Here is a 15,878-nt window from a genome sequence, read left to right on the forward strand (position 1 = left end):
TACCCCACCACAAGCAACGCGCCATGCACCGACCCGGCAACGGGTTGTCGCCGCGCATTTGCCCGCCAGCTTTCGATTTCTCGAAGTTCTCGACAAAGGATCTCCTCATGCTGCATGAAGCCGCTACCGGCCAGGCTGCCCCCGCCTCGGTCCTCCCGACCGCGTTTGGATCCGACGCGTCCGCTAACAGCGCCCCCGCGCTGACCACCTACCAGGCCTACCAGATCATTCGCCGCAACGGCGCGGTGGTCTCGTTCGAACCGAGCAAGATCGCCGTCGCGCTGATGAAGGCCTTCCTCGCGGTGCATGGCACCAGCGGTGCCGCCTCGGCCAGCGTGCGCGAGACGGTGGAGCAGCTGACCCAGAACGTCGTGCGCGCGCTGCTGCGTTCGCGCCCGAGCGGCGGCACCTTCCATATTGAAGACGTGCAGGACCAGGTCGAGCTGGGCCTGATGCGCAGCGGCCACCATGAAGTCGCCCGCGCCTATGTGCTCTACCGCGAGCGCCGCACGCAGGAGCGCGCCGCTCAAGGCGAAGCCACGCGCGCTGCCGAGCCGGCGTTGATGGTGGTGGACCGCGGCGAGCGCCGGCCGCTGGACCTGGCGGCGCTCAAGGGCCTCATCGTGTCGGCTTGCGAGAACCTCGGCGCAGATGTGAAGCCCGACCCGGTGCTGGCCGAAACCATGCGCAACCTGTACGACGGCGTCGCCATCGACGAGGTCTACAAGGCCGCCATCCTGGCGGCGCGCACGCTGATCGAGAAGGACCCCGGCTACAGCCGCGCCACGGCCCGGCTGCTGCTGCACACGATCCGCCGCGAGATCCTCGGCGGCGAAGTGCTGCAGGGCGAGATGACCCAGCGCTATGCCGAGTACTTCCCCGGCTACATCAAAAAGGGCATCAAGGCCGAGCTGCTGGACGAGAAGCTGGGCCAATACGACTTGGCCAAGCTCGGCGCCGCACTGAAGCCTGATCGCGACCTGCAGTTCGATTACCTCGGCTTGCAGACGCTGTACGACCGCTACTTCCTGCACATCGAAGACCAGCGCATCGAGATGCCGCAGGCGTTCTTCATGCGCGTGGCGATGGGCCTGGCGCTCGGCGAGATCGACCGCGAAGCGCGCGCCATCGAGTTCTATGAAGTGCTGTCGAGCTTCGACTTCATGTCCAGCACGCCGACGCTGTTCAATGCCGGCACGCGCCGCTCGCAGCTGTCGAGCTGCTACCTGACGACGGTGGCCGATGACCTCGACGGCATCTACGAGGCCCTGAAGGAGAACGCGCTGCTGAGCAAGTTCGCCGGCGGCCTGGGCAACGACTGGACGCCGGTGCGCGCGCTTGGGAGCCACATCAAGGGCACCAACGGCAAGTCGCAAGGCGTCGTGCCCTTCCTGAAGGTGGTCAACGACACGGCCGTGGCCGTGAACCAGGGCGGCAAGCGCAAGGGCGCCGTCTGCGCCTACCTCGAAACCTGGCACCTCGACATCGAAGAGTTCCTGGACCTGCGCAAGAACACCGGCGACGACCGCCGCCGCACGCACGACATGAACACGGCGAACTGGATTCCCGACCTGTTTATGCGCCGCGTCATCGAAGGCGGCGACTGGACGCTGTTCAGCCCCAGCACCTGCCCGGACCTGCACGAGAAGTTCGGCAAGGAATTCGAGCAGGCCTATGTCGGCTATGAACAGAAGGCTGACCGCGGCGATCTCAAGCTCTTCAAGCGCATGCCTGCCAAGGATCTGTGGCGCAAGATGCTGTCGATGCTGTTCGAGACGGGCCACCCCTGGATCACGTTCAAGGACGCCTGCAACGTGCGCAGCCCGCAGCAGCATGTCGGCGTCGTGCACTCCAGCAACCTGTGCACCGAGATCACGTTGAACACCAACGACAGCGAGATCGCGGTCTGCAACCTCGGCTCCGTCAACCTGGCCCAGCACATCAAGGACGGCCAGATCGACCACGCCAAGCTGAAGAAGACGACGCGCACGGCGATGCGCATGCTCGACAACGTCATCGACATCAACTACTACGCGGTCAAGAAGGCGCGCGACTCCAACCTGCGCCACCGCCCCGTTGGCCTGGGCATCATGGGTTTCCAGGATGCCCTGTACCAGCTACGCACGCCTTACGCGTCGCAAGCCGCCGTCGAGTTCGCCGACCGCTCGATGGAAGCGGTCTGCTATCACGCCTACTGGGCCTCGACCGAGCTGGCAGAAGAGCGCGGCCGCTACTCCTCGTACAAGGGCTCGCTGTGGGATCGCGGCATCCTGCCCATCGACTCGCTCGACCTCCTGGCCGAACAGCGCGGCGGCTACGTCGACGTGGACCGCTCGACCACGATGGATTGGGACGCGCTGCGCGGCCGCATCGCCACCTACGGCATGCGCAACAGCAACTGCGTCGCCATCGCGCCGACGGCCACCATCTCCAACATCATCGGCGTGGACGCCTCCATCGAGCCCTGCTTCGGCAACCTCTCGGTCAAGTCCAACCTGTCGGGCGAGTTCACCGTCATCAACGAATCGCTGGTGCGTGACCTGAAGGCGCTCGGCCTGTGGGACGACGTGATGGTCATGGACCTCAAGCACTTCGACGGCTCGCTGCGCCGCATCGACCGCGTCCCCGAGGAGATCAAGGCGCTGTACGCGACGGCCTTCGAAGTCGACACCGTGTGGCTGATCGAAGCCGGCGCGCGCCGCCAGAAGTGGATCGACCAGGCGCAGAGCCTGAACATCTACATGGCCGGCGCATCGGGCAAGAAGCTCGACGAAACCTACAAGCTCGCGTGGCAGCGCGGCCTGAAGACGACCTACTACCTGCGCACCACCAGCGCGACGCAGGCCGAGAAGAGCACGGTCACGCGCTCGGGCCAGCTCAACGCGGTGTCGTCGAGTGCCGCGCCGGTGATGGTTGCGGCTGCCGCGCCCGTCGCCGTCGTCGAGCCGGAGCTGCCCGCAACGGACATGAAGTTCTGCTCGATTGATAACCCCGACTGCGAGGCCTGCCAGTAAATGGCGGAGAGGCATGGACTTGTATAGACAAGTTCCTGCCTCGTGTTTTCGATGCCCACGCGCAACAAACTTTGCGCGAACCATGCAAATAGCCGCAGCCAGACCTTGTTGAATTGCACAAGCACTGCCGATAATTCGAAGCGATAGGAAAGACACCATGCTGGATTGGGACGAAGACCTGAAGTCCACTGATACCCACACCGCGAAAACTCTCGCGGCAATGCCTTCGGCGACTGCTTCGGCAAACGGTTCGCACGAAGCCGCCAGCGTCTCCATCCCCGCTCCCCACCTGTCCGGCGAACCGACCACTGCACGTCGTGTGCGGGCCGCCGACAAGCGCATCATCAACGGCCAAACTGATGTGAATCAGCTGGTGCCGTTCAAGTACAAGTGGGCTTGGGAGAAGTACCTTGCCACCTGCGCCAACCACTGGATGCCGCAGGAAGTGAACATGAGCCGCGACATCGCGCTCTGGAAGGACCCCAACGGCCTGACTGAAGACGAGCGCCGCATCATCAAGCGCAACCTCGGCTTCTTCGTCACCGCCGACTCGCTGGCCGCCAACAACATCGTGCTGGGCACCTACCGCCACATCACGGCGCCCGAGGCCCGCCAGTTCCTGCTGCGCCAAGCCTTTGAAGAAGCCATCCACACGCACGCCTACCAGTACATCGTGGAGTCGCTGGGCCTGGACGAGAGCGAGATCTTCAACGCCTACAACGAGGTCCAGTCCATCCGCGACAAGGACGAGTTCCTGATCCCCTTCATCGGCGCGATCATGGACCCGCACTTCCACACCGGCACGCCCGAGAACGACCAGACACTGCTGAAGTCGCTGATCGTCTTCGCCTGCCTGATGGAAGGCATGTTCTTCTACGTCGGCTTCACGCAGATCCTGGCGATGGGCCGCCAGAACAAGATGACCGGCGCTGCCGAGCAGTACCAGTACATCCTGCGCGACGAGTCGATGCACTGCAACTTCGGCATCGACCTGATCAATCAGATCAAGCTTGAGAACCCGCACCTGTGGACGGCCGAGTTCAAGGCCGAGATCAAGGCGCTGTTCCTCAAGGCCGTCGAGCTGGAATACCGCTACGCCGAGGACACCATGCCGCGCGGCGTCCTGGGCCTCAACGCCTCGATGTTCAAGGGCTATCTGCGCTTCATCGCCAACCGGCGTGCGGTGCAGATCGGCCTCGAAGCCCTGTTCCCTAACGAAGAAAATCCCTTCCCCTGGATGAGCGAAATGATCGACTTGAAGAAGGAACGCAACTTCTTCGAGACCCGCGTCATTGAGTACCAGTCGGGCGGGGCATTGAGCTGGGACTGAAGTCCCGGCCACCACAAGATCAAGACCTGGCCAATGCAGTCACCGAGCGAAACCCGCATCAACACGCTAGACGTGGCGGGGCTGCATGGCGATCCCATTCACCGTATCGAGGCGCTCCTCCTGGGCGACTCTCGGGCGGTGAATAGCCGTATCTGGGCGGACCGGTCCGCACAGAACGGTGACTTTTCCACTTGATCAAGGAGAAAACCATGGCAACTGCAAAGACCCCGGCTAAGGCCGCAGCGAAGAAGGCCGCTCCGGCCAAGAAGGCGGCAGCGCCCGCGAAGAAGGCCGCTCCGGCCAAGAAGGCAGCGCCCGCGAAGAAGGCCGCTCCGGCCAAGAAGGCAGCGCCCGCSAAGAAGGCCGCTCCGGCCAAGAAGGCAGCRCCCCGGCCAAGAAGGCAGCACCCGCCAAGAAGGCTGCTCCGGCCAAGAAGGCGGCCCCTGCCAAGAAGGCTGCTCCGGCCAAGAAGGCGGCCCCTGCCAAGAAGGCTGCTGCACCTGCCAAGAAGGCCGCTCCGGCCAAGAAGGCTGCTGCGCCCAAGAAGGCTGCTGCCAAGCCCGCCGCCAAGCCTGCTGCAAAGCCGGCCGCCAAGAAGGCCGCTGCGCCGAAGAAGGCTGCTGCCAAGCCTGCCGCTGCGGCCAAGCCCGCTGCTGCTGCTGCCGCTGCCCCGGCTGCCAAGACGGCGCTGAGCCCGCAAGCGGCCTGGCCCTTCCCGACTGGCAACAAGCCCTAACCAGGCGATCAGCTGACTCGCCTGCCGGCTGGCTTCCAGCCGGTGGGCGACCCAGCCAAACCCGGCCCGAGTCTCTCGGTGCCGGGTTTTTTATTGGTTGATGGCGTTCGCGGCGGCGAGCCACGCAACACGCTGTCTGCGCGCTGCCTGCCGCTGACCGCCTTGTGAGGTCCTCAAGACCTCACCGGCGGTCGTTCTTCAGGGATAGAAGATGTTGACGCTGTAGCCGCTGACGCGTTGGCCACCGGTGCTGAACACCAGGCTCAGCGACTGCTCCGACTCGGCATTGACCTGCGTCAGCACCGGGCTCATCGCCTCGGGGCCGAGTACGCGGCGGGCCAGTGGTGCGCCGTTGGCGTCGGTCAGGCTGAGCTCGATCGATGGCGCGGCAACCGCTACCGCGGTCTTGTTGCGCAGCGCCAGGTTGAGCTTGTAGCCGCCGCTGCCGATGGGGTTCAGCGACGTGGCGTCGATGCTCAGGGCATCGATGCGCTTCCAGGGGCGCAGCTCGCACCCGGCCACGCCGCACAGCGCGTTCAGTGTCTCGCGAAGCGGCGGATGCAGGGCCGCAATCGCATCGCGGAAATGCAGCACGACCTGCAAAGCCATGACCGCTGCCAGCAACAGTGAGGCCACCCCGAGCGCCACGCGCACGCCAGGCTGGTTCCAGCGCGCACTGGTCTGCGCGCGGCGCATGAACTCCGGCACGACCGGTGGCGCCATCGTGGGCATTGCAGCCTCGGCGGCCATTGCAGGTGGCGGTTCGGTCGCTTGAACAGGCGGCGGTGGCGCCGACGCGCTGTCCTCGTCGATCCAGCGCGGCTCGTGTCGGGCGATGTCAGCGGCCGGCCAGCCGGTGGGCAGCGCGTCGATCCGCGGCTCCGGCTCGGGCGGCGGCATCCAGGGCGCTGGTGCCTCGAAGACGGGTGCGGGCGGAGGCGGGGGCGGCGGAGGAGGAGGTGGCGGAGGCAGCGGCTCCGGCGCGGCGACCGGCGCGAACTGGGCGGGCCAAGGCGGCGGCGCATCGCGTTCGATGTCGAACAGCAGTTCGCGTGCGTCGAAGATTTCGGCGCAGCGACCGCAGCGCACCCAGCCGTCGGAGACGCGCAGCTGGTCCTCCACGATCCGGAAGACCGTGCCGCAGGCGGTGCAGCGCGTCGCGAGGCTCATGCGGGACGCCGGGCCGTCATCAAGATCCAGCCGTCCTCTTCAGCGCTGACCTCCAGCGCCAGCCATGGGGCGTAGGCCGCCTTCAGCTCATCGGCTTGCCGAGACAGGATGCCAGCCAGGATCAGGTCGCCGCCCGGCGCCACGTGCGCGCAAAGCAGCGGCGCCAGCAGCTTCAGCGGCGAGGCCAGGATGTTGGCAACGACGAGGGGGTACTCGCCGCGTGCGAGGTCCGGCAGGCCGGGGTTGAGCGTGACGCCGTTGGCTTTCGCGTTGTCGCGCGACGAGGTGACGGCCGCGGGGTCGATGTCCACGGCGTCGATGTCGCGGGCGCCATGCAGGGCCGCGCCGATGGCGAGGATGCCCGAGCCGCAGCCGTAGTCCAGCACGCGCGTCCACGGCTGGACATGGGTCGCGATCCAGCGCAGGCACATGCGTGTCGTCGGATGCGTGCCGGTGCCGAAGGCCAGCCCCGGGTCTAGGCGCATGACCGCTTTAGCCTGCGGTGGTGCCTGGTGCCAGCTCGGCACGATCCAGAACTCCGGCGTGATCTCGACCGGCGCGAACTGGCTTTGCGTCAAGCGGACCCAGTCCTGCTCGGGCACGGCCTGGATGGCCTGCACATGAACGTCGTTGGCCCAGTCCTGGGCCAGGATCAAGGTCGCGGCTTCGGTGGCTTCGGGCTCCGACGGGAACAGGGCCTTGACCGTCGAGCGTTCCCAGCCGGCCGCGGGCGCCGGCATGCCGGGCTCGCCGAACAGGGCCCGCTCGGCATCGGTGTCGGCATCGGCGTCCTCGACCGATACGGCGAGGGCGTCGATCTCCATCAGCGCGTCGCTGACGACCTCGACATCGGCCTCGCGACAGACCAGGGCCAGTTCGAAGAGATTGCTCATCAGGGCATCAGCGCTTGTGGGCGGCCATCCAGCCTTCAAGATAGTGAATCGACGTGCCGCCTTCGATGAACTTGGCGTCGGCCATCAGCTCGCGGTGCAAGGGGATGTTGGTCTGGATGCCTTCCACCACGGTCTCGGACAAGGCAATCCGCATGCGCGCCAACGCCTGCTCGCGCGTGTCGCCGTGGACGATGATCTTGCCGATCATGCTGTCGTAGTTGGGCGGCACGAAATAGTTCGTGTAGGCATGTGAGTCGACCCGCACCCCCGGTCCGCCGGGCGCGTGCCACATCGTGATCCGGCCGGGCGAGGGCACGAACTTGACCGGGTCTTCCGCATTGATGCGGCACTCGATGGCATGACCGCGCATCTCGATCTGGCGCTGCGTGAAGGGCAGCTTCTCGCCGGCGGCGATCTTGATCTGCTGCTGCACGATGTCGATGCCGGTCACCATCTCGGTGACCGGATGCTCGACCTGCACGCGCGTGTTCATCTCGATGAAATAGAACTCGCCGTTCTCGTACAGGAACTCGAAGGTGCCGGCCCCGCGATAGCCCATCTTCTTGCAGGCGGCGGCGCAGCGGTCACCGACGCGCTCGATGCTGCGGCGGGGAATGCCGGGTGCCGGCGCTTCCTCGATGATCTTCTGGTGGCGGCGCTGCATGGAGCAGTCGCGCTCGCCCAGCCAGACGGCGTTCTTGTAGGTGTCGGCCAGGATCTGGATCTCGACATGGCGAGGGTTCTCGAGGAACTTCTCCATGTAGACCTCGGGATTGCCGAAGGCCGCACCCGCTTCCGCGCGGGTCGTCTGCACCGCGTGCACCAGGGCTGCCTCGGTGTGCACGACGCGCATGCCGCGACCGCCGCCGCCGCCAGCCGCCTTGATGATGACGGGGTAGCCCACCGAGCGGGCGATCTTGATGATCTCCTTCGGGTCCTCGGGCAGGGCGCCCTCTGAGCCCGGCACGCAGGGCACGCCGGCCCGGATCATGGCCTGCTTGGCCGAGACCTTGTCGCCCATCAGGCGGATGGACTCGGGCGTGGGACCGATGAAGGTGAAGCCGCTGCGCTCGACGCGCTCGGCAAAGTCGGCGTTCTCGCTCAGGAACCCATAGCCGGGGTGGATGGCCTCGGCGTCGGTGACCTCGGCCGTCGCGATGATGGCCGGCATGCTGAGGTAGCTTTGCGCCGACGGCGCCGGGCCGATGCAGACGGCCTCGTCGGCCAGTCGTACATATTTGGCGTCGCGGTCGGCCTCGGAGTAGACGACGACGGACTTGATGCCGAGTTCACGGCACGCCCGCTGGATGCGCAGCGCGATCTCGCCTCGATTGGCAATAAGAACTTTTTTGAACATGGTCACTCGGCGCGATCGCCCCCGTTCGCTGCGCGAACTGCGCGATTTGCCGTGCCTGCGGCACGTCCGCGCTGCGCGCGACCGCCTCGATTGGCGATAAGAACTTTCTTGAACATCAGAAGTCCTTACTCAATCACGAACAGCGGTTGTCCGAACTCGACCGCTTGGCCGTTCTCGCACATGACCTTGGTGATCGTGCCGCTCTTGTCGGCCTCGATCTCGTTCATGATCTTCATCGCTTCGATGATGCAGATGGCCTCGCCTTCCTTGACCTGCTGGCCGACGTCCGCAAACGGCTTGGCGTTGGGGCTGGATGCGCGGTAGAAGGTGCCGACCATGGGCGACTTGACGATGTGGCCGGTCTCGACAGGCGCGGTCGGCGCCGCCGCTGCGACGGGGGCGGCCGTGGCGACGGGTGCCGCCGACGTGGCGACCGGCGCGGGGGCGGGCGCATAGACGGTCTGCGCGACGGCGGCTGCCGGGTCGGCCTTGACGATGCGGACCTTGCCGTCTGCCTCGGTGATTTCCAGTTCGGAAATGTTGGATTCCGAGACCAGGTCGATCAGGGTTTTGAGCTTGCGCAGGTCCATCTTGGCTCCAGGCTGTTGTTGTTGTGGTGGAAGAAAGAAGGCGGAGGCCCGCGGCCGGTCAGGCGCGGGCAGCTGCCAACGAATCGAGAGCGTGGCGCAGCGCGAGGCGATAGCCGTTCGCGCCGAGGCCGCAGATGACGCCCACCGCCAGCTCACTCAAATAGCTGTGATGGCGGAAGGCCTCGCGGCGGTGGATGTTGGACAGATGGACTTCGATGAAGGGCAGGTTGACGGCCGCCAGCGCGTCGCGGATGGCCACGCTGGTGTGGGTGTAAGCCGCCGGGTTGATCAGGATGAACGCCGTGCCGTCGCTTCGGGCGGCCTGGATGCGATCCACCAGAGCCCCTTCATGGTTGCTTTGAAAGCTGCTCAGCGTGGCGCCAGCTTCTTGAGCGATCTTGCTCAGTTCAGCATCGATCTGCGCCAGAGTCTGCGCGCCGTAGACCTCCGGCTCGCGGCTGCCGAGCAGGTTGAGGTTGGGGCCATGCAGGACGAGAACTTGCATCAAACGCGTGTCAGCACATCAACCCGGAGGTTAGAGAACTGCCACTAAATTGAGGAAGGGCGAACTTTACGCGTTTTACCGCCGGATTCGCGGCGGATTGGGGAATTCTCGGGCGGCGCTGTCCGGCGCCGTCAGCGCTCAGCTGCTCGCCAGTTTGCGCAGATCTTCCAGCGTCGTCACGCCCAGGCGCCGCCAGCTGATCTCGCCGGTCTCGTCGAAAACGACTGAGAAGGGCAGGCCGCCGGCCGGGTTGCCCAGTTCCCGCACCAGCCCCAGACCCTCCGGGCCGGCCAGTGCGACGGGAAAGTCCAGCGGCGTCTTCTTCAAGAAGGTGCGGACCGGATCAGCCTGGTCCACTGCCAGGCCCAGCACCTGCCAGCCCTTGCCTTGGGCCTCCTTGTAGAACTGATTGATCTCCGGCAATTCCTTGATGCAGGGCGGGCACCACGTCGCCCAGAAATTGATGAGCAGCGGCCGGCCGCGCCAGCGCGCGACGTCCAGCTCGTTGCCGTCCAGACCGGCGAAGCGCCGCGTCCAGAAGGCCTGTGCAACGGCCGAGGCGACCGGCGGATTGAGCTGGCGCCAGGCGAAGCCGGCACCCAGGGCGGCAGCGCCGACGCCGGCCCCGGCCAGGATCAGGCGGCGGGTGACAGGGTTCATGTCTCGGAGGACTCCAGCAGGTTCTGCAGCGCGGCCAGGTCGCCGCGCTCGGTCAGGCCACGCGAATCCGGCTTGAGGGCGCCGCGCAGGTCATCGAAGTCCAGGACGGTCAGGCACAGCGTGACCCGCTCGCCGAGGGCGGCACAGGGCGCATCAAGAATCAGCATGTCCACCGACCGGCCCGTGCCCCGGCCGGCCGTCGTTTCCGCCACGTCGAAGCTGATGCCGCGGTCCAGCAGGGCGATCTCGGCGGCCTTGCTGTCGTCGCAATAGAGCTGCAGGTGGACGTTGGACAGGCGCGTGGCCGTGCCTCGCCAGGCGGCGCCGGTCAGGTGAGGGCGGAACTCGGCCAGCCGTGCCATCCACTGGGCGGCCAGTTCGCGCAGTGCGCGCAGTTCGGCCGGCTGGGTGTCGGCATGGAAGATGGCGATGTGCTCGCGCACGGCGTCCTCGACCTCGTCGTTGCCGGGCAGGGCGGCACGCGGCGCACCCAGGTCACGGGCAGCGCGCTGCTTGGCGGGACCCCAGTCCATGCCCTCGTCGACGATGAGGCGGGCGGCCACGGCCGCGATCTCTTCGGTGATGTCATTCATGGCAGTTGCGCATCGTTCATGCGCCCGGTGATGACGGCAGCCCGGCCCATCACATAGGCCGACCCCGGCTGGCGCTCGAAGCGCTTGGGCGCCGGCAGCATGACCGCCAGCCGCGCCGCCTCGAAGTTGCCAATGCGGGACACATCCATGCGGAAGTAGTGCCGCGCCGCCGCCTGGGCGCCGAACAGGCCTTCGCCCCATTCGACGCTGTTCAGGTAGATCTCCAGGATGCGCTGCTTGCTCAACAGCCCTTCCAGCATCAGCGTCAGGATGAGTTCCTGCCCCTTGCGCAGCAGCGTGCGCTCGCCGGACAGGAACAGGTTCTTGGCCAGTTGCTGCGTGATCGTCGAGCCGCCGATGACCTTGGGCGGCCGCTTGGCCTTGCGGGCCTCTGCCCGGGCCTGCGCCTTCTCGTTTTTCTGCCAGGCGCCCTTCAGCGCATCCCAATCGACGCCGCCATGCTCGGCGAAGCCATCGTCCTCACTGGCGATGACGGCGCGCTTGAGCGTCCTGGGCAACTGTTCGTCGTCCACCCAGGCCTGGGCCCAGGCGACCTGCTGTCGCTCACCCAGCAGCCGGATGGCCTCGCTGCGCTGGAAGCTGGTGGACTGCGGCGCCAGCACATTCATCAGCGCGATGCGGCCGGCAAACCAGAGCTGCAGGCACAGCACGGCCAGCGCCAGCACGGCGAGCAGGCGGCCGGCGTGGCGCATCACAGCGCGGTCCTCATGGCCTTCAACACCGGTGCCGTGTCCGGCCGCACGCCGCGCCAGAAGAAGAAGGCTTCGGCGGCCTGCTCGATGAGCATGCCCAGCCCGTCGCGGGGCTCGGCGCCGTGGGTGGCGGCCCAGTCGAGGAAGCCCTGCGCTTTCGGGCCGTACATCATGTCCAGCGCCAGCGCGCCTCGTGCCAGCACGCGGGCGTCGACCGGCGAGCCGGCGCCGGCCAAGCTGGTGCTGGTGGCGTTGACGACGATGTCCTGCGCGGCCGGGGCGTCCGTCAAGGTGCCGGCGGACAAAGGCACGCCGAGGTGGGCATGGTTGGCGACCAGCGCCTGCGCCTTGTCGAGCGTGCGGTTGACGATGGTGATGCGTGCCGGCGCGGCGGCGATCAGGCTGCCCAGCACGCCCGCCGCTGCACCGCCGGCGCCGACGAGCAGCACCTGCACCCCGGCCAGCGAGCGCCCGGCGTTGCGCTGGATGTCGTTGACCAGGCCGGCACCGTCGGTGTTGTCGCCGGTCCAGCCTCCAGCCGAGGTCTCGTCGAAGCGCAGCGTGTTGACCGCGCCGCCCAGCTGTGCGCGCTCGGTGCGCTTTGCCGCCAGTGCGAAGGCGTCGAACTTGAAGGGCACGGTGATGTTGCAGCCCCGGCCGCCAGCGGCGGCGAAGGCGCGCAGCGTGGCCTCGAACGCGTCCAGCGGCGCAAGCAGCCGCTCGTAACTCAGGCGCTGCCCGGTCTGCTCCGCGAACATCGCGTGGATGTCGGGCGAGCGGCTGTGTGCCACCGGGTTGCCGACGACGGCGTATCTATCAGTCATTGCACTTGTCCCTGCAAGGTCGTTTCCAACCCGTCGTCGCGCGTGAACTTGAAGCGCGACGTGATGACCAGCACCTCGGCGCCGCGCAGCATCTCGCTGCTGAAGTTGCCAAAGGGCGAAGCGGCCTGCACGATGGCAATGGCGCGGCGGTCCAGCGTCGCGTTGCCGCTGGACGCCACCACTTCGGTCTCGATGACACGGCCCTTGTGGTCGATGTGGATGTTCATGGTGAGCTCGCCATACAGCTTCTTGCCGCGGGCCTCGGGAAAGTCCCGCGTGCCGCGTTCCTCGATGCGGCGCCGCAGGCCGTCGTAATACTGCGCATAGACCACCTCGCGCGTGGCGGGGCTGACGTAGCGCTTGCGTGGCCGGGCGCTCTCGTCGTTGACGCGCTTCTCGATCTCGGCCAGCAGGTCGACCAGTTGGCGGCGCTTCTCGGCCAGCGCGCGTTCGGCCTCGTCGGTCTTCTCGCGGCGCGGGTCGGGCGGGGGCAGCAGGGCCAGCTCCCGCCGCACCTGGGTCAGCAACTGCTGCTGCTGCTGTTGCAACTGGGCGATCTGCGAGTGCTGGGCCTCTGCTGCATCACCGATCTCGCTGTGTCGTGCGGGTGGCAGCGGTGACGTGGCCCGACCGGTCTCCACATTGCCGCCGCCGGCCAGGTTGGCCTGGGCCAGCGCCTGGGCCTTGACGGGTGCCTCGTTGGAGCGCGTGTTGACGAGCACGACTTCCAGCGGCGTGTCCTGGAAGATGCGGTTGAACGCCTCGGGTGCGGCGACGCGCAGGCTGAGCAGCGAAGCATGCGCGCCGAGCGAAATGCCCAGCGCGATCTGCAGCGTGGTCAGCTTGCGCATCGTCAGGGCGCCGGAGCCGCTTCCGCCTCCGACTCATTGACGTCGATGGCCAGCGCGATCGGTGCCGCGGCCGCCTCCAGTTCGTCCTCGTCAGCTTCGGGCTCCTCGGCTGCGGGCGCCTCATCCAGCCGCTCGACCAGCGTGGCGTGCACATCCAGCGTCATCTCGTCCAGGCCGGTGATGCGCACCTTCACATGACTGCCGCGCGGCAGGCTGTCGCAGCCCAGCGCCTTGAAGACCAGCGGAAGGTCGTCGGCGCGCACCAGGCCGTCCTTCATGACCGTCGCGGTCAGCTCGGTCGTGCTGTTCTGCTGCAGCCAGCGCAGCGTCCAGAAGCGCTCGATGCCGTTCTGGAAACCGTTGTAGGCCGCATAGGCCGCCTCGAACTGAGAAATGATGGAGAAGAGCTGGGCATCCTTGGGCTTGAACGGCGCGGCGAGCGCGGCAGTGCGGCCATGGCGGGCGCAGGCAATGATCTGCCACTGGTTCACCAGGTCGACATAGCGGCGCAGCGGTGAGGTCGCCCAGGTGTACTGCGCCACGCCCATGCCGGCATGCGGCAGGGCCTTGACGCCCATGCGCACCTTGATGCCTGGCGCGAGGCTGGCCTGGCTGCGGTAGATGCCCGGCAGGCCCAGCTCGGCCAGCCAGCCGCCCCAGGCGGAGTTGGCCAGGATCATGGCTTCGGCCACGATCAGGTCCAGCGAGCTGCCGCGGGCGCGCATCGTGATCTCGACCGATTCGGTGCCGTTGGGCGCTTCCATGCGCTCGCCGGCCAGGCGGAAGTTGTAGTCCGGCCGGTTGAAGTTCTCGGGCTTGCCGCGAACGACCTCGCGCTGCGCCTTCAGATGCCTGGCCAGGCGCCAGGTGAAAGCCAGTTCCGGCGCGAAGGCGTAGTCGGCCGCTACCTCGCCCGACAGCGTGGCGTCGGTGACGATGCCGTCGAGCTTGTCGTGGCGCAGGTTGGCGGCGATGTGCACGCGCTCCAGCCGGGTCTCGCGCGCGGTGATCTCCAGGGTCGCCTCGTCCAGCGTGAAGTAGATGGACACGGCCGGGCAGTCGCGGCCTTCGATCAGCGTGTAGGCCTGCACCACCTCGTCGGGCAGCATGGTCAGCTTCCAGCCCGGCATGTAGACGGTGGACAGGCGCTCGCGGGCCACCTTGTCGACGGCCGAATCGGGCGTGATGGCCAGGCCGGGTGCGGCGATGTGCACGCCGAAGGTGACGGTGCCGGTGCCGAGGCCCTGCACCGACAGGGCGTCGTCGATCTCGGTCGTCTGCGAGTCGTCGATGGAGAAGGCCTGCGCGGTCGACAGCGCCAGGTCGTCCTTGACCTCCGGCGCGGTCAGCGCGGGGAAGCCCGTGCCCTTGGGGAAGTTCTCGAACAGGAAGCGCTTCCAGTGGAACTGGTAGGCGCTGGTGATGGCGCCGGCGCCCTGCAGCAGGTCCAGCGGCGCCTTGTGCGCCAGCTTGCTGGCCTCGACGACGGCCTTGTATTCGGGCCCGTTCTTGTCGGGCTTGAAGAGGATCTTGTAGATCTGCTCCTGGATGGGCGCCGGGCAGCTGCCGGCGGCCAGTTCCTGGGCCCAGCCCTCGATCTGCAGCGCCTGCTGGCGTTTGCGCTCGATGCCGAGCAGGGCGGCCTTGACCGTCTCCTCGGGCGCCTTCTTGAACTGGCCCTTGCCGGCGCGGCGGAAGTAATGCGGCGCCTCGAACAGCCGCATCAGCGCAGCGGCTTGCTGCACGACGCCAGCCTTGGCGTCGAAATAGTCGCGCGCCAGGTCGGCAAAGCCGAACTCGCCTTCGGGCGCGAACTCCCAGGCGAGGTCGAGATCGATGTCGTCGGCCATCGCGCGTGCCTCGCTCAACAGCGCGGCGGGCGCCGGCTTGTCGAACTTCAGCAGCACATTGGCAGACTTGACCTTGACCCGCTTGCCCGAGTCCAGCTCGACCTGCAGCGAGGCATCGGCCTCCGACATCACCCGGCCGGCGTGAAATTTCCCGGCGTCATCAAACAGCGCAAACATAGGAGGGCGATTGTCGCCTCAGGCTTGCAGGTGTCTGAGCAGACCAGGCAGGTGGTCTTCGAAGTCGGTGAGGCCATGGTCGCTGCCTTCCAGCACCTCGCCGTCGCAACCGGCGTATCGCGCCAGCATCTCGCGCCAGTCCAGCAGTTCGTCGCCCTTGGCGATCAGGGCGTAGTAGCGCAGCGGATGGGTCAGGCGCGCCGGTGGCGCGAGCGCCGCCAGCTCGGCGACATGCTGGGCGGTGAACTCGAACTTCAGCTCGGGGTCGTGCCAGGCGGTCAGCGTGCCGATGTGGCGCGCCAGGTCGCGAGCGGGGTCGACGGCCGGGTTCAGCACGGCCACGCGCCAGCCGCGGTGGGCGGGCTGCTCGGCGAGGGCGGTGGCATAGAAGCCACCGAGCGAGCTGCCGATGACGGCGGCGCCCGAGGCAGGCCAATCGGCGACCAGGCCGGCGACCAGGGCCATCGCTTCGAGCGGGGAGGGAGGCAGCTGCGGGCAGGCGAAGGTGAGGCCGGCTTGGGTGGCCGCCCACTCGGCCATTCGACGCGCCTTGGCCGAGTTCGGCGACGAGCGGAAGCCGTGCAAATAGAGCAGATGCGTGAAGTCCATGACGGA

The 15,878-nt window shown here is 67.1% G+C and carries 14 protein-coding genes and 1 pseudogene; 3 read left to right on the top strand and 12 right to left on the bottom strand.

The window, feature by feature from the left end; genetic code table 11:
* Window positions 1-107 precede the first annotated feature (107 nt).
* The 3 genes and pseudogenes from ASC81_RS03960 to ASC81_RS27715 all read left to right on the top strand — a co-directional run bounded on the left by ASC81_RS03960 (window position 108) and on the right by ASC81_RS27715 (window position 5,080).
* A complete protein-coding gene (locus ASC81_RS03960) occupies window positions 108-3,014 on the top strand; it encodes a ribonucleoside-diphosphate reductase subunit alpha (RefSeq protein WP_056262964.1) in 2,907 nt (968 codons plus the stop codon).
* A gap of 157 nt (window positions 3,015-3,171) precedes the next feature.
* Window positions 3,172-4,344, top strand: a complete 1,173-nt coding sequence (locus ASC81_RS03965) for a ribonucleotide-diphosphate reductase subunit beta (RefSeq protein WP_082536239.1) — start codon at window positions 3,172-3,174, stop codon at window positions 4,342-4,344.
* A 209-nt stretch (window positions 4,345-4,553) separates the two neighbouring features.
* A pseudogene (locus ASC81_RS27715) lies at window positions 4,554-5,080 on the top strand (histone).
* A gap of 198 nt (window positions 5,081-5,278) precedes the next feature.
* Here ASC81_RS27715 and ASC81_RS03970 read toward each other — a convergent pair.
* From ASC81_RS03970 to ASC81_RS04025, 12 genes are all read right to left on the bottom strand, one after another.
* The gene (locus tag ASC81_RS03970) at window positions 5,279-6,250 is read right to left on the bottom strand and encodes a zinc-ribbon and DUF3426 domain-containing protein (protein WP_056262966.1); all 972 of its coding nucleotides are present in this window, start codon (window positions 6,248-6,250) and stop codon (window positions 5,279-5,281) included.
* Window positions 6,247-7,143, bottom strand: coding sequence for a 50S ribosomal protein L11 methyltransferase (gene prmA / locus ASC81_RS03975; RefSeq protein ID WP_056262968.1), 897 nt, complete (start codon window positions 7,141-7,143; stop codon window positions 6,247-6,249). The genes ASC81_RS03970 and prmA overlap by 4 nt, the downstream gene beginning before the upstream one ends.
* A gap of 7 nt (window positions 7,144-7,150) precedes the next feature.
* On the bottom strand, window positions 7,151-8,500 hold the full coding sequence (gene accC, locus ASC81_RS03980) for an acetyl-CoA carboxylase biotin carboxylase subunit (protein WP_056262971.1): 1,350 nt from the start codon (window positions 8,498-8,500) through the stop codon (window positions 7,151-7,153).
* A gap of 125 nt (window positions 8,501-8,625) precedes the next feature.
* Window positions 8,626-9,090, bottom strand: coding sequence for an acetyl-CoA carboxylase biotin carboxyl carrier protein (accB, locus tag ASC81_RS03985; RefSeq protein WP_056262974.1), 465 nt, complete (start codon window positions 9,088-9,090; stop codon window positions 8,626-8,628).
* 58 nt (window positions 9,091-9,148) lie between these two features.
* Window positions 9,149-9,598, bottom strand: coding sequence for a type II 3-dehydroquinate dehydratase (gene aroQ, locus ASC81_RS03990; RefSeq protein WP_056262976.1), 450 nt, complete (start codon window positions 9,596-9,598; stop codon window positions 9,149-9,151).
* 135 nt (window positions 9,599-9,733) lie between these two features.
* Window positions 9,734-10,255, bottom strand: a complete 522-nt coding sequence (locus tag ASC81_RS03995) for a TlpA disulfide reductase family protein (RefSeq protein WP_056262979.1) — start codon at window positions 10,253-10,255, stop codon at window positions 9,734-9,736.
* A complete protein-coding gene (locus ASC81_RS04000) occupies window positions 10,252-10,848 on the bottom strand; it encodes a hypothetical protein (RefSeq protein ID WP_056262982.1) in 597 nt (198 codons plus the stop codon). The genes ASC81_RS03995 and ASC81_RS04000 overlap by 4 nt, the downstream gene beginning before the upstream one ends.
* A complete protein-coding gene (gene mtgA, locus ASC81_RS04005; protein WP_056262984.1) occupies window positions 10,845-11,561 on the bottom strand; it encodes a monofunctional biosynthetic peptidoglycan transglycosylase in 717 nt (238 codons plus the stop codon). Before mtgA ends, ASC81_RS04000 begins: the two co-directional genes overlap by 4 nt.
* Window positions 11,561-12,385 (bottom strand): shikimate dehydrogenase, encoded by an 825-nt coding sequence (aroE, locus tag ASC81_RS04010; protein WP_056262987.1) that lies wholly within the window; start codon window positions 12,383-12,385, stop codon window positions 11,561-11,563. The genes mtgA and aroE overlap by 1 nt, the downstream gene beginning before the upstream one ends.
* Complete coding sequence (locus tag ASC81_RS04015) at window positions 12,382-13,236, bottom strand: energy transducer TonB (protein ID WP_056262991.1); 855 nt, start codon at window positions 13,234-13,236, stop codon at window positions 12,382-12,384. The genes aroE and ASC81_RS04015 overlap by 4 nt, the downstream gene beginning before the upstream one ends.
* A 2-nt stretch (window positions 13,237-13,238) precedes the next feature.
* Window positions 13,239-15,263, bottom strand: a complete 2,025-nt coding sequence (locus ASC81_RS04020; RefSeq protein WP_056262992.1) for a ribonuclease catalytic domain-containing protein — start codon at window positions 15,261-15,263, stop codon at window positions 13,239-13,241.
* 18 nt (window positions 15,264-15,281) lie between these two features.
* A complete protein-coding gene (locus ASC81_RS04025; RefSeq protein ID WP_056262995.1) occupies window positions 15,282-15,872 on the bottom strand; it encodes a YqiA/YcfP family alpha/beta fold hydrolase in 591 nt (196 codons plus the stop codon).
* Window positions 15,873-15,878 lie beyond the last annotated feature (6 nt).

The organism is Pelomonas sp. Root405, assembly GCF_001425165.1.
In the GTDB taxonomy this organism is placed as follows: domain Bacteria; phylum Pseudomonadota; class Gammaproteobacteria; order Burkholderiales; family Burkholderiaceae_C; genus Pelomonas.